This is a genomic window from Janthinobacterium sp. PC23-8 (genome assembly GCF_002250505.1).
GTDB lineage: Bacteria > Pseudomonadota > Gammaproteobacteria > Burkholderiales > Burkholderiaceae_D > Janthinobacterium.
In genome coordinates this window covers 659,564-672,023 of the sequence record NZ_NJGY01000001.1, presented here as the reverse complement: position 1 = coordinate 672,023, position 12,460 = coordinate 659,564, and the positions used below count along the sequence as shown (strand labels likewise).

Sequence of the window (12,460 nt, the reverse complement as noted above, 5' to 3'; positions counted from 1 at the left end):
ATGGCCCGTTTTTTCATTGACCGCCCGATTTTTGCCTGGGTGGTCGCGATCGTCATCATGCTTGCCGGCGTGATCTCGATCCTCAGTTTGCCTATTGCGCAGTACCCGAGCATCGCACCGCCGTCGATTTCGATCAGCGGTTCCTACCCGGGCGCTTCGGCCAAGACGGTGGAAGACGCCGTGACCCAGGTCATCGAACAGAAGATGAAGGGTATCGATGGCTTGCGCTACATGTCCTCGTCGAGCGATTCGACCGGCGGCATCAGCATCACCCTGACGTTCACCAACGGCACCAATCCCGACATCGCCCAGGTGCAGGTACAGAACAAGCTGCAGCTGGCCACGCCGCTGCTGCCGGCAGCTGTGACCCAGCAGGGCCTGGTGGTGGCCAAGGCCACCAAGAACTTCATGATCGTGTTCGGCTTCATCTCCGAAGACGGCAGCATGAACCAGACCGACTTGAGCGACTATGTGGCCGCCACCGTGGTCGATCCGCTGAGCCGCGTGCCCGGCGTCGGCGACGTGACCCTGTTCGGTTCGCAATATGCGATGCGCATCTGGCTCGATCCGGCCAAGCTGCAAAGCTTCCAGCTGACCCCCGCCGATGTCATTACCTCGATCCAGGCGCAGAACGCCGAAGTGTCGGCCGGTGAACTGGGCGGCGCGCCAGCCGTCGCTGGCCAGCAGCTCAACGCCACCGTCTCGGCGCAAAGCCGCCTGCAGACCGTCGAGCAGTTCGGCGCCATCCTGCTGAAAACCACCACCAGCGGCGCGCAAGTGCTGTTGAAAGACGTGGCGCGCATGGAGCTGGGCCGCGAGAACTACAACACGGTGGCCCGCTACAACGGCAACGCCGCTACCGGTATCGCCATCAAGCTCGCTACCGGCGCCAACGCGCTCGATACCGCCACCGCCGTCAAGGCGATGGTGGATACTTTGGGCAAGCAGTTCCCGGCCGGCATGAAAGCCGTGGTCGCGTTCGACACCACGCCATTCGTCAAGCTGTCGATCGAAGAAGTGGTGAAAACCCTGGTCGAAGCGATCGTGCTGGTGTTCCTGGTGATGTATCTGTTCCTGCAGAACTTCCGCGCCACCCTGATCCCGACCATGGCCGTGCCGGTGGTGCTGCTCGGTACCTTCGGCATCCTCAACGCCTTCGGTTATTCGATCAATACCCTGACCATGTTCGCCATGGTGCTGGCGATCGGCTTGCTGGTCGATGACGCCATCGTGGTGGTGGAGAACGTCGAGCGGGTGATGAGCGAAGAGGGCTTGTCGCCGCTGGAAGCGACGCGCAAGTCGATGACGCAGATTACCGGCGCGCTGGTCGGTATCGCCATGGTGCTGTCGGCCGTGTTCGTGCCGATGGCTTTCTTTGCCGGTTCGACCGGCGTGATTTACCGCCAGTTTTCCATTACGATCGTCTCGTCGATGGTGCTGTCGGTGATCGTGGCGATGGTGTTTACGCCAGCGCTGTGCGCCACCATCCTGAAGCCGGTCGAGAAGGGCCATCACGCCACCAACAAGGGTTTCTTCGGCTGGTTCAACCGCAGTTTTGAGCGCAGCAGCGAAAAATACCAGGGTTTCGTGGGCAGCATGGTCACCCACCGCCTGCGTTCGATGCTGATGTACGTGGTGCTGCTGGTGGCGCTGGTGCTGGTGTTCATGCGCCTGCCAACGTCGTTCCTGCCGGAAGAAGACCAGGGCATCCTGTTTACCCAGATCCAGTTGCCGACGGGCGCCACGCAAGAGCGCACGCTGGGCGTCATCAAGCAGGTCGAGCAGCACTTCCTGACCAATGAAAAAGCCAACGTCGCTTCGGTGTTTGCGGTGGCCGGCTTCAGCTTCGGCGGCAATGGCCAGAACACCGGCATCGCCTTCGTGCGCCTGAAAGACTGGTCCGAACGCAAGGCCGGCGACGCCAAGGCGTCCGCCGTTGCCGGTCGCGCCATGGGCGCGCTGCTGCAGCTGAAAGACGCGATGGTGTTCACGTTTGCGCCCCCGGCCGTGCTGGAACTGGGTAACGCCACCGGTTTCGACATGCAACTGCAAGACACGGCCGGTCTGGGGCATGACGCCCTGATGGCGGCGCGTAACCAGTTGCTGGGCATGGCCTCGCAAAACCCGGTCATGGTCGGCGTGCGTCCGAACGGCCAGGAAGATACGCCGCAGTACAAGATCGACATCGACCAGCAGAAAGCGACCTCGCTGGGCCTGAAGATCGACGAGATCAACCGCGTGCTTTCCGTCGGCTGGGGTAGTGCCTACGTCAATGACTTCATCGACCGCGGCCGCGTCAAGAAGGTCTATATGCAGGGCGAAGCGAGTTCGCGGATGGTGCCGGAAGACCTGAGCAAATGGTATGTGCGCAATAGCGCCGGCGAAATGGTGCCGTTCTCGGCTTTTGCCACCGGCAAGTGGATCTACGCTTCGCCACGCCTGGAACGCTACAACGGCCTGCCATCGATGGAAATCCTCGGCACGCCGGCGCCTGGCCAGAGTACCGGTGCGGCAATGAATGCGATGGAAGAAATGGTCGCCAAACTGCCGCCTGGTATCGGCTTGAGCTGGACCGGCACCTCGCTCGAAGAGCGCCAGTCCGGTTCGCAAACGCCGCAGCTGTACGCCATTTCGCTGCTGATCGTGTTCCTGTGCCTGGCCGCGCTGTATGAAAGCTGGTCGATTCCGTTCTCGGTGCTGCTGGTCGTGCCGCTGGGCGTGATCGGTACCGTGCTCGGCACCTGGCTGTTCGGCCTGTCGAACGACGTGTACTTCCAGGTGGGCTTGCTGACGGTGGTGGGCTTGTCGGCGAAGAACGCGATTCTGATCGTCGAGTTTGCCAAGGAAATGCAGGAATCGGGCATGTCGCTGCTGGACGCGACCTTGCATGCGGTACGCCTGCGTCTGCGTCCTATCCTGATGACCTCGATCGCTTTCGGCCTGGGCGTGCTGCCGCTGGCCATTTCCAGCGGCGCCGGTTCGGGCAGCCAGAACGCCATCGGCATCGGCGTGCTGGGCGGGATGCTGTCGGCCACCTTCCTCGGTATCTTCTTCGTGCCGGTGTTCTTCGTGCTGGTGCGTGGCTTCTTCTCGAAGTCCGACCAGCAGACGACGCCCGCTTCGCCTGGTGCGCCAGCCGTCACGCTTTCCAAGGATGCACATTAATATGAAAAAATCGCTACTTTCCATGGCGGCGCTGGCCTTGCTGGCCGGCTGCAGCCTGGCTCCCACCTACGAGCGCCCGGCCGCGCCGTCCCCAAGCGCCTGGCCCTCCGGCCCGTCGTACACGGCCGATGCGCCTGCTGGCGCGACGGCGGTGTCCGACATCGCCTGGCGCGACTTCTTTGCCGACGCGCGCCTGCGCCAGGTGATCGAGCTGGCGCTGGCCAACAACCGTGACCTGCGCGTGTCGATCCTGAATATCGAAAAAGCCCGCGCCACCTACGGCATCGAACGCGCCGCCCTGATGCCGACCCTGTCGGCCGCCGGCGGCCAGACGGCAACGCGCGTGCCGAAAAACCAGAGCGCCAACGGCAACGCGTCGATCACGCGCCAGTACACGGCCAACCTGGGCGTGTCGGCCTACGAACTGGACTTTTTCGGCCGCGTGCGCAGCCTGTCCGACAGCGCGCTGGAACAATACCTGGGCACCGAAGAAGCCCGCCGCGCCCAGCAGATCACGCTGGTGTCCGAAGTGGCCGGCAGCTACCTGAACCTGGTGGCGGACCAGCAGCGCCTGCGCGTGGCGCAGGACACCCTGCGCAGCCAGCAGGCCAGCTACAACCTGGCCGAGCGCCGCTTCAGCGCCGGCGCCACCTCGGGCCTGGACAAGTACAACGCCCAGACCAGCGTGGAGCTGGCCCGTTCCGACGTGGCCGTCTACACCAGCCAGGTCGCGCTCGACCAGAACGCACTGACCTTGCTGGTCGGTAGCAGCGTGCCGGCCGAACTGCTGCCGCAAGCCGAATTCGGCGCCGTCACGTCGCTGGCTGACGTGCCGGCCGGCGTGCCGTCGGAGGTGCTGCAACGCCGTCCCGACGTGCTGGTGGCCGAGCGCACTTTGCGTTCCGCCAACGCCAATATCGGCGCGGCGCGCGCGGCCTTCTTCCCGCGCATTTCACTCACCGCCACGGCAGGTTCGGCCAGCAGCAATCTGTCCGGCCTGTTCAAGGCCGGCAGCGGCAGCTGGAGTTTCATTCCGCAGATCAGCCTGCCGATTTTCGATGGCGGCGTGAACCGCGCCAACCTCGATATCGCCAAGGTGCAGCGTGAAATCTCGGTGGCGCAATACGAAAAGGCGATCCAGGTCGCCTTCCGTGAAGTATCCGATGCGCTGGCCCAGCGCGGCACCATCGACGAGCGCCTGCAGTCGCAGCAAGCGCTGGTCGAAGCGTCGACGAAGAGCTACACCATCCAGGATGCGCGCTACAAGCAGGGCGCTGAAACCTACCTGAACGCCCTGATCGCCCAGCGCGCGCTGTACACCGCGCAGCAAAGCCTGATCACGGCGCGCCTGGCCAAATCGACCAACCTGGTGACCTTGTACAAGGTGCTCGGCGGCGGTTGGCAGCCCGAGCAGACAGCCGTCGCAGCGGCTGGCGGCGGCCAGTAAACCAGGGCACGCCGACGCCGGTCCTGCCCGCAAGGGCAGGGTCGGCGCGCAACGGGAAAAATCATGAATCAAGATAAAAAACATCCGAGCCTGGAGCGCGCCAACAGCCGCCGCAAACAGGTGCTGGATGCGGCCGCCTGCTGTTTCAGCCGGCATGGCTTTCACGGCGCCAGCATGGCGGAAATTTCGAAGACCGCCGGCATGAGCGCCGGCCATATCTATAACTACTTCGACAGCAAGGACGCCATCATTATGGCGTTCGTCGAACAGAACATGGAGCGCGTGTCGAACATCATGCACGACCTGGCGCAGAGCGACGATCCGCTGCAGGCGATGATCGACGATGTGGAAGAGCGCGTGCAGGAATGCCTCGACCCGTCAATCTGGGCCGTGCCGCTCGAGATTCACTCGGAAGCGTCGCGCAACCCGAAGATCGCTGCCACCATGCAGGCAGCCGACAAGCGCTCGCGCGGCCAGCTGTTCGCCATCGTCACGGCCGCCCGCGAAAAGCGCGGTCTGCCCGCCGGCGAATCGCTGGTGGAAGGGCGCATCAACGCCATGATCGCCATGTACCAGGGCCTGGCGGTACGCCATGTCCACAACCCCGGCGTGCTCAACGCAGGCCTCGTGGAGGGCTTGCGCACGGCGATGCGCGCGCTGATGCTGGGTGAATAAAGCGGCAACGGCGGGTTTTTGATCCCGGCAATGATTCGCATGGAAAGCATGGCAAAAACCCAAAAGCGTCTGCTATAATCTTTACCTCGTCGGGGCGTAGCGCAGCCTGGTAGCGTACGTGCATGGGGTGCACGGGGTCAGAGGTTCGAATCCTCTCGTCCCGACCAATAGAATCAAGGACTTAGGCCAATCTTCGGATTGGCCTTTTTCATATCCGGGTGCTTCGTGCCTTAGCGGTGCCTTAAATAATGTTGGCTGTGGCCGTACATTCCCGTACTTATTCGTCCTTGGCGCGCTCATCGCGCACCTTTTTTTGCCACGCTGCGATCTCGTCGGCATCCCACGCAATCGACCTTGGGCCGATCCTTACGGCCTTCGGAAACGTGCCCGCTTTCATGTTGTCGTAGATGGTCTGACGTGCCTTGCCGGTGGCCTCGATCACGGCCGGCATGCGCATGAATTTTGTCACTTCGCTCATATCGCTCATTTTTCGCTTTCAGTTGATTTCAATACTATGATCAGGTCGACCTGGCGCGGGTCGCCCTTGTACAGCACGTAGATATAGGCCTGGCCACCTGGTGCGTGCGCCTCGCAATCCGGCAGGCCCAGGGTCGCCGCAATCTCGCCGGCTTGGCGGCACGTCGCCGCGTTATTGCGCTCGAACAGGCAGCCTTTGCACTCGGCGCTGGCCGGCGCCGCGGTGAAGCGCTGGGTGCCAGGGTTGCCGGGCGGCCCGCTGCCGCGCCATCAACCGCCGGGCGGGGTCTTCGGCGTCATTTCGTCGGTGACGGCTGGACTTCCGTCTTTGGCGCGCAATCCTCCACGCAATTGCAGGTATGCCCATGCCTGGAGCAGATGCGCCGGGTAGGTGACGGCGCCTGCTTCGACTTGGCGGATGTGCTGGCACATGCGCAGCGCTTCGACGCGGCGGACAGTCCAACGGCGCCACCAGACAGTGCGCGGGCGGAGGTATAGGGCATGCGCGACTACGGAAAGCTCCATACGTCTTTTTGGACCAGTTCGACAATTCGGGGCATGTCAGAGGACGGGCGGGCGCTTGCCTTCTACTTGCTCAGCTGCCCGCACGGAACTATCGCTGGCGTCTTTCGCTTGCCAGATGGCTATGCCTGCGAGGACTTGCAATGGGATGCTGAACGGGTTCAGAAAGGGTGCGCGGAACTGTTCCTGAACGGTTTCAGTAACCGTTGCGAAACCACGAAATGGGTATGGCCGACAAGCGCGAGCTGGTGGCGATCCATGGCATCGTCGGCGCAGCCGGCGGCTATGTGCATCGACACCATGGCCGGGAGGCTTGACGCGCTGGCGCAGAAAAAGACCTCGTCCGATCCGGAATGGATATGCGACATGATGGGCGACTACATGCAGGTGCTGACGGATCGCCTGGAGGGGAAGATCAAGCCGATCAGCATTGGCCACGTCCACCTCGACGAGCAGCTCGACGGCGGCCTTGAGCGCGGCACCTTGACGATTGTGGCCGCGCGCCCAGCCATGGGCAAGACGGCCCTGGGCCTGGGCATCGCGCGCAACGTCTCGCAGGACGGCGCAGCGCTGTTCCTGTCGATTGAAATGGCGAGGACGCAGGTCAGCGACAGGAACGTCTCGGCGCTGGGGAAGATCCCGCTCAAGTGGCTGCGAAAGCCAGGCGAGGGCAGCGGCAGACCTGAAGCCGAGACCATTGATGTCCTGTTACGCCCGGAAATATTGAAGCCTGCCACCTCACGGTCGCGGGCTTTTTTGTTGGTCACGCGCTCAGTTCATCCGGCGAGTGCGCGCTGAGCCAGTCTGCCAGGGCCTCGTCAATCCTTGCCTGCCAACCTGGACCCGAGGCGCGGAAGCGGCTGACGATATCAGGCGACAGACGGATTGTGATCCGCTCTTTCACGGCAGACTTTTGCGGCCCGCGCTCACCCGGCTTGCGCTTCAATGAGACCATGCCTTCAAAGGTCGCGGCACCGAAGAACTCTTTCGCTGGCCGCGCTCGTTGAAAATCGGTAGCGGACCATTCCGGGTTGCCTGGATCGGCGGCGATGCCGGCGTTGATTTGGGCATCCTCTGCCTCGGTGGGCAGGATCAGTTTAGGCTTGGTTTTCATATTCTTTGACCTCTCTACGGTTAGCCTTGCGAAGGCTGATGATGCGCACGGTTGTTTCACGGAGACAGAAGACCATCGCATAGAGGCGGCTCCCGATCGGGGCGAGCGCGACAAAACGGGTTTCTGGATAGTCGTTACGGTCATCGACGCGGACGACTGCATTTTCCCAGTCAAAGCCTTCTGCGATATCGAACCACACGCCATGCTTGGCTACGTTCTGTGCGAGTTTTTTGGGGTCGTGTGTGTAGTTAATATGTTTATTGTATGCACAAATAGATATGGTGTCAATTTATTTGTGCATACAAATAAATGTAAGGTGGGCTGATTCGATTCTGCCGCCGCAACCAGAGTCTCCAGCCCGGCACGCCGGGTTTCGCCGCCGACTGCATCACTGCACTGGCGGCCTTTTATTTGAGGTCTCATATGCAAGCACTGCACTGGCGTGACGAGATCATCCGCGCCAGCCAAGCTGGTGACATGCGCCGCATCGACCAGCTGGCCGCGCAATTGGCCCAGGCTGAAGAGGCGCGCCGGCTGCTGCAGGCGCTGATCCATTGCCCAGCGTGTGTTGCCAGCGCCACCGCGCGCTTGGCGCTGCCAGCACCGCCGATTGGGAGTTGCTCATGATCGAAGTATCGCTGATGATGGACGTGATTGTCGATGGCCAGAGCCAGCGCCGCGCTGCCACCTGGGAAATCACGGACAAGGAGCATCGCCGGCTGATGGACGTTGGCATGCGAGTGCCAAGGGCTCTGCTGCGACCCGTGCTGTACTGCGGTGAAATCGAAATGCAACTGCTCAACGGCGAGACACATATCTTCCGCGCGCACAACTGATGCCACGCCGTCCCAGGTCGGTATGCCGACAAGCAGGCTGTGGCGCATTGGTGGACAAGCCAGGCCACTGCGACAAGCACAAGAAGGACAACCAGGCAGCGAGCGACGAGAAGCGCGGCACTGCTCACGAGCGCGGCTACACAGGTGCCTGGGCCAAGGCCAGGGCCGCTTACCTGCGCGCCCACCCCCTGTGCGCGCAATGCGCCAAGGAAGGGTGCCCAGCGGTACCGGCCAGCGTGGTCGATCACATCATCCCGCACAAGCTCAAGGCCGCGCAGGACAGCGGCGAGCTGCGCGCATCGATCGCCGAGCAGAGCCTGGCCTTCGACGGCATGGCCAGGCGACGTTGGCGGCCCAGCAGCGCGGCGAGGCAGCGCAGGCCGCTGCTGCTGCTGGCCGGAAGTACAGTGCAGCGCAGGCGCAGTTGGCCGGCATGCGCGCCACGACCTGCGACGAGGCGATGCCGGCCGTGCGGCGCATGCTGGAGGATGTGCGATGAAGCCCCAAATGGCGCGACATATTATTCCAAAAATTATTCTGACCGTGCTGCTGACCGGCTGCGCCAGCGCGCCACCGGCGGCGCAGCGCGTCGAAATTCCAGTCTTTACACCATGTGTAAAGGCGGTGCCGCAGCACCCGGACTACGAGTTCGACAAACTGCCGGCGACCGCTATTGATGGTGAGGTCATCCTGGCGCTGGCGCGGGACTGGCTGCGCGGGCGGAAATATGAGGGCGCGCTGGCGGCGCTGGTTGAAGGGTGTAGGTAGAGGCTTGGCCCCTCAAGCGTTTGTGTGCGAGAGAAGGCGGCGGAGTGGCCAGGGACAAGAGAGCCCAATAGCTACGATTGCTATCAACGACCACACGCTCAATCAAAGTACGTACAGTCATGTACAGAAGTTTGTACCATGTTGACACGTTGTACAAAAATACGTACAATGAATTTGTGGGTGGGATTTGCCATCGTTCCCATGGTTATATTGAAATCTACCTCTCAATAATCTAAATACTGTCAATAATCTAAACGCTATAAGAAACTACACACATGAAGTATAAACTCTTTGGCGCATGCGTCACGGAGACTGGAAAGGCTAGTAAATGAATATCTTAACTTTTAGCGAGGCACGTGCCGGACTGAAAGCTGTGATGGATGATGTTTGCACCGATCACAGCCCAACGGTCATCACCCGACAAAGCGGGGAGGCAGTTGTTATGTTGTCGCTGGCGGATTTCAATAGTATTGAGGAAACATTATATCTACTCAGTTCGCCGAATAACGCCAGTCGTTTGCTGACATCATTTGAACAGCTTAAAGCCGGCAAGGCCCGAATCAGGGAGCTAGACCGGAATGAAGAATCAAAAATCGAGTAATAAAGAGCAGGCTAAACAGTCCTCCGTCGTATTTACTGACGTCGGCTGGGAGGACTATCAGCACTGGCAGAAGGAAGACACAAAACAGCGCCTGAAGATTAACGATCTGATTGACGCTTGCGTAGTCGATCCTTTTAAGGGCATAGGTAAGCCGGAACCACTCAAGGGGAATTTGACCGGACTTTGGTCGCGCCGCATAGACAGGGAGCACCGCTTAGTATATTTGGTGGAATCCGGCGTGATTTACGTCGTCGGCTGCCGTTATCATTACTAACTAAAGCATTTTGGGCGCCGCGCAAGCAGCGCCCTTTTTTTGCCAATTACGGAGTATGCGCTAGTGTCATTAGAGGAGCGCTAGCGTTAATATATATATTCTTGTGAGTAAACCACAAGGAAGTGACTGCCCTGCATTTTGACGTTCGCCACCTGCCGCTCGCCCTTTCGCCTGTGGCATAGCCTGGATTACTTGGCACTCATACTGCGTGGCTAGCGAGGATATTCATAAAACCGAGCTGGCATCCCTAAGACCATAGGTTTATACACAAATCACCCAGCTTCGTCGCGTAGCGCTTTGATGGTGAGTGCAGCCACGCGCACATCCTGAATGCCCTGCCAGATTGTCTTGACGCCCGGATCGCCGTCGCCTTTTCGTCCAAGGAAGCCGCCGATGCGCGCGATCAAGCGCACCACATCGTTAAGTGTCGGAGGCTGATCCGGCCGTCGCTCCTTCGTGAGCAGGTAAGCGCCACGGATTTCATCTGGGTCGAAGAACAGGCTGGCGTCGAGATCCGGGCAGATGCGCCCGATGCGCATCAGATAGGAGACGCGCCACGCCACGATCATGAACAGCGCCAGCGCGCGTTCAAGATTGTCGATGTGGGAGAGCTGCATCGCCTCGACCTTGCAGGCGTTCTTCAACACATGGAAGAACATCTCAATTTCCCAACGCGCGCGGTACCAGTCGATCAACTCGATCACCTCATCGACGGTGGTGGCGGTTCGATTGGTGAGCAAGCGCCATTCGATCGGCTCGATGCCGGCGGGCGCATCGATTTCGCGCGCGATGACGCAGGTCGCAGCGATCTTGACGCCGCGCCGCGCCGGCAGTTCCACACGCCTGGCCCAGAGTTGCTGGCGCACCTTGCGGCCCTTCTGTTTGTCGCGCGCGCCGATGACGAAACTGATTTCCCCCACCGGCGCACCATCGAGCGTGTGCGCCCACAATCGCTCGCCCTCTGGCAGTGCCCGGTCGGTCTTCGCGCGCACCAGCCAGTCGGCCGGCGTGCCGCAGTCCTGTGCGTAGGTCATCAGCTCGATCATATCGGCCTCGCGGTCGGCCACGTACACCAGTCGCGTCGCCGGCATCTCGGCGGCCATCTCGGCGATCCGCCCGTAGCCTTCGATCCAGCGGCCACTTTCCTTGATTCCCGGTCGAACGCCGGCAGCGTTGATCTTCTCGCGCGCCCACATCCAGGCGTCGAGCACGCCTAGCGGCAACCGTTCCGGCGTGACGGCGTACGTTGGATGGACATACATGCCGCGCTGGACTTCATAGCTGAGCGGCCCGAGACCTTCGATCTGCTGCCCGTTGAAATTGAGTTCGGTCGTGTCCTGCAAGCACAGAATGACGGGGTGTTCGCCCATGCGCTGCTGCGTCTTGGCCCAGTGCGGTGCCATGATGTCGCGCCACTCGACGGCGTCGTTCTCGAGAAATCGGTATGTGGCGATCGTCTCGGCCCAGCCATTGCACGACTTAGGAATGCTGGACGAGGGCTTGTCGGCAAATCGCGCCACGATCTTCCTGGCGCGACTGTCAAGGCGGGAGTCCCCAAGGTCAAGTTCAGCAAATTCCAGGCCCGTCCAGTGCGTCGATTTAGTCATTATTTCGCGAGCCAAAAGACGAGAGTAAACCTGAAAAATCAATAGTTTACAACTGCTCCCGCAAGTGCTTGAATGTAAACGGATTTTTCCGCCCCACTGTTATCGCCAAGCAAACTTGGCGGGCTGACGCGGAGATGTGTATAAACCTATGCCCTAAGACTGCGACCAAGCGCTCACCCAGCGCCGCCCAAGCCGCCCGCTTCTCGTCCGCATAGTCATGCAGCATGTAATGCCGGCGCACCTTGCTGCCCGGCAGCACGTGGTTCTGGCAGCGGTCGATCAGTTCCAGCGAAATCCCCAGTGCCTGCATCATCGTCGCGCCCGTGCGGCGCAGGTCGTGCGGCGTCCAGGCGCCATTCTTGCCGCCGGCGAGCACCAGGGTGTCGTCGCTGCGCCGATTCTTCAGCGGCGCGCGCGGCGTGCCGTCCCTGTTCTTCTTGAACATCGACTGGCGGTCGCCGACCTGCTTGCTGATCGACTTCCCCTTGATGTTGCCGGCGTTGTTCCTGGCCGGGAAGCACCAGGCGCTGTGGCCGGTGTGCGTGTGCAGCTGCTGGAACTGGTCCAGCGCGAACGCCGACAGGTACACGGTCAGGTCGGCGATGTTGTCCTTGACGTTTTCCTTCGGGATGAACCAGGTGGCGGCCGCCAGGTCGACATGCTCCCAGCGCGCCATGGCTGTCTCGCCGACGCGGCAAAGCGTCGACAGCATGATCCAGATCGCGCGCTCGGTGGTGGCCTCCAGCGGCTGCCGTCCGATGCGCTTGTTCGGCGCCGCCTCGTACTCCGTGTGCATGCTGGTGATAGTGGCGTGCAGCTCGCGGATCTCGTCGGCCGACAGGATGCGGTCCCGCCTATTGTCGAGGTCGTATTCGGGGCTGACGATCTTCTCGATCTCGATCAGCTCCATCGGATCGCCGTCGACCATCAGCTTGCGCCACGGCTGCCGCTTGCGGGCCCAGGCAAACATTTGC

Annotated in this window: 14 protein-coding genes and 1 tRNA gene; 10 read left to right on the top strand and 5 right to left on the bottom strand. The window is 61.3% G+C overall.

Annotated features, from left to right (window positions below):
* The 4 genes from CD932_RS03040 to CD932_RS03025 all read left to right on the top strand — a co-directional run bounded on the left by CD932_RS03040 (position 1) and on the right by CD932_RS03025 (position 5,454).
* Complete coding sequence (locus CD932_RS03040) at positions 1-3,165, top strand: efflux RND transporter permease subunit (RefSeq protein WP_094441343.1); 3,165 nt, start codon at positions 1-3, stop codon at positions 3,163-3,165.
* Position 3,166: 1 nt separating this feature from the next.
* Positions 3,167-4,612 (top strand): AdeC/AdeK/OprM family multidrug efflux complex outer membrane factor, encoded by a 1,446-nt coding sequence (gene adeC, locus CD932_RS03035; RefSeq protein WP_094441342.1) that lies wholly within the window; start codon positions 3,167-3,169, stop codon positions 4,610-4,612.
* A 63-nt stretch (positions 4,613-4,675) separates the two neighbouring features.
* Positions 4,676-5,287 carry a TetR/AcrR family transcriptional regulator gene (locus CD932_RS03030; RefSeq protein WP_094441341.1) on the top strand — a complete coding sequence of 204 codons (612 nt, stop codon included), beginning with the start codon at positions 4,676-4,678 and terminating at the stop codon, positions 5,285-5,287.
* 90 nt (positions 5,288-5,377) lie between these two features.
* Positions 5,378-5,454 (top strand) — tRNA-Pro (locus CD932_RS03025).
* Between the two features lie 110 nt (positions 5,455-5,564).
* On the opposite strand, the gene CD932_RS03020 is transcribed toward CD932_RS03025, so the two are convergent.
* Complete coding sequence (locus tag CD932_RS03020) at positions 5,565-5,765, bottom strand: AlpA family transcriptional regulator (RefSeq protein ID WP_094443417.1); 201 nt, start codon at positions 5,763-5,765, stop codon at positions 5,565-5,567.
* Positions 5,766-6,265: 500 nt separating this feature from the next.
* Here CD932_RS03020 and CD932_RS03015 point away from each other — a divergent pair, with 500 nt between their 5' ends.
* Entirely contained in the window at positions 6,266-7,084 is an 819-nt protein-coding gene (locus CD932_RS03015) for a DnaB-like helicase C-terminal domain-containing protein (protein ID WP_094441340.1), read from the top strand.
* Here CD932_RS03015 and CD932_RS03010 read toward each other — a convergent pair.
* Positions 7,050-7,400: a BrnA antitoxin family protein gene (locus CD932_RS03010; RefSeq protein WP_094441339.1), complete on the bottom strand. Its 351-nt coding sequence runs from the start codon at positions 7,398-7,400 to the stop codon at positions 7,050-7,052. The two genes, CD932_RS03015 and CD932_RS03010, sit on opposite strands and share 35 nt — an antisense overlap.
* Positions 7,384-7,653 carry a BrnT family toxin gene (locus tag CD932_RS03005; RefSeq protein ID WP_094441338.1) on the bottom strand — a complete coding sequence of 90 codons (270 nt, stop codon included), beginning with the start codon at positions 7,651-7,653 and terminating at the stop codon, positions 7,384-7,386. Before CD932_RS03005 ends, CD932_RS03010 begins: the two co-directional genes overlap by 17 nt.
* Before the next feature lie 170 nt (positions 7,654-7,823).
* Between CD932_RS03005 and CD932_RS03000 the strand changes: the two genes are divergently transcribed.
* The 5 genes from CD932_RS03000 to CD932_RS02975 all read left to right on the top strand — a co-directional run bounded on the left by CD932_RS03000 (position 7,824) and on the right by CD932_RS02975 (position 9,879).
* On the top strand, positions 7,824-8,027 hold the full coding sequence (locus CD932_RS03000) for a hypothetical protein (RefSeq protein ID WP_094441337.1): 204 nt from the start codon (positions 7,824-7,826) through the stop codon (positions 8,025-8,027).
* Complete coding sequence (locus CD932_RS02995; protein ID WP_094441336.1) at positions 8,024-8,236, top strand: hypothetical protein; 213 nt, start codon at positions 8,024-8,026, stop codon at positions 8,234-8,236. The genes CD932_RS03000 and CD932_RS02995 overlap by 4 nt, the downstream gene beginning before the upstream one ends.
* Before the next feature lie 495 nt (positions 8,237-8,731).
* Positions 8,732-9,004: a hypothetical protein gene (locus CD932_RS02985; protein ID WP_094441335.1), complete on the top strand. Its 273-nt coding sequence runs from the start codon at positions 8,732-8,734 to the stop codon at positions 9,002-9,004.
* Positions 9,005-9,332: 328 nt separating this feature from the next.
* Positions 9,333-9,605, top strand: coding sequence for a type II toxin-antitoxin system Phd/YefM family antitoxin (locus tag CD932_RS02980; RefSeq protein WP_094441334.1), 273 nt, complete (start codon positions 9,333-9,335; stop codon positions 9,603-9,605).
* Positions 9,583-9,879, top strand: coding sequence for a Txe/YoeB family addiction module toxin (locus tag CD932_RS02975; RefSeq protein WP_094441333.1), 297 nt, complete (start codon positions 9,583-9,585; stop codon positions 9,877-9,879). The genes CD932_RS02980 and CD932_RS02975 overlap by 23 nt, the downstream gene beginning before the upstream one ends.
* A 272-nt stretch (positions 9,880-10,151) precedes the next feature.
* Here the strand turns inward: CD932_RS02975 and CD932_RS02970 are convergent, their stop codons facing one another.
* Together CD932_RS02970 and CD932_RS02965 are read right to left on the bottom strand one after the other, a co-directional pair.
* Positions 10,152-11,486 carry an IS4 family transposase gene (locus CD932_RS02970; RefSeq protein ID WP_094440899.1) on the bottom strand — a complete coding sequence of 445 codons (1,335 nt, stop codon included), beginning with the start codon at positions 11,484-11,486 and terminating at the stop codon, positions 10,152-10,154.
* 46 nt (positions 11,487-11,532) lie between these two features.
* On the bottom strand, positions 11,533-12,456 hold the full coding sequence (locus tag CD932_RS02965) for a site-specific integrase (RefSeq protein ID WP_176460859.1): 924 nt from the start codon (positions 12,454-12,456) through the stop codon (positions 11,533-11,535).
* Positions 12,457-12,460 lie beyond the last annotated feature (4 nt).

Coding starts and splice junctions, on each gene's coding strand:
- CD932_RS03040 (WP_094441343.1), top strand. CDS start 1: ATGGCCCGTTTTTTCATTGACCGCCCGATTTTTGCCTGGGTGGTCGCG.
- adeC (WP_094441342.1), top strand. CDS start 3,167: ATGAAAAAATCGCTACTTTCCATGGCGGCGCTGGCCTTGCTGGCCGGC.
- CD932_RS03030 (WP_094441341.1), top strand. CDS start 4,676: ATGAATCAAGATAAAAAACATCCGAGCCTGGAGCGCGCCAACAGCCGC.
- CD932_RS03020 (WP_094443417.1), bottom strand. CDS start 5,765: ATGAGCGAAGTGACAAAATTCATGCGCATGCCGGCCGTGATCGAGGCC.
- CD932_RS03015 (WP_094441340.1), top strand. CDS start 6,266: ATGCGCGACTACGGAAAGCTCCATACGTCTTTTTGGACCAGTTCGACA.
- CD932_RS03010 (WP_094441339.1), bottom strand. CDS start 7,400: ATGAAAACCAAGCCTAAACTGATCCTGCCCACCGAGGCAGAGGATGCC.
- CD932_RS03000 (WP_094441337.1), top strand. CDS start 7,824: ATGCAAGCACTGCACTGGCGTGACGAGATCATCCGCGCCAGCCAAGCT.
- CD932_RS02995 (WP_094441336.1), top strand. CDS start 8,024: ATGATCGAAGTATCGCTGATGATGGACGTGATTGTCGATGGCCAGAGC.
- CD932_RS02985 (WP_094441335.1), top strand. CDS start 8,732: ATGAAGCCCCAAATGGCGCGACATATTATTCCAAAAATTATTCTGACC.
- CD932_RS02980 (WP_094441334.1), top strand. CDS start 9,333: ATGAATATCTTAACTTTTAGCGAGGCACGTGCCGGACTGAAAGCTGTG.
- CD932_RS02975 (WP_094441333.1), top strand. CDS start 9,583: ATGAAGAATCAAAAATCGAGTAATAAAGAGCAGGCTAAACAGTCCTCC.
- CD932_RS02970 (WP_094440899.1), bottom strand. CDS start 11,486: ATGACTAAATCGACGCACTGGACGGGCCTGGAATTTGCTGAACTTGAC.
- CD932_RS02965 (WP_176460859.1), bottom strand. CDS start 12,456: ATGTTTGCCTGGGCCCGCAAGCGGCAGCCGTGGCGCAAGCTGATGGTC.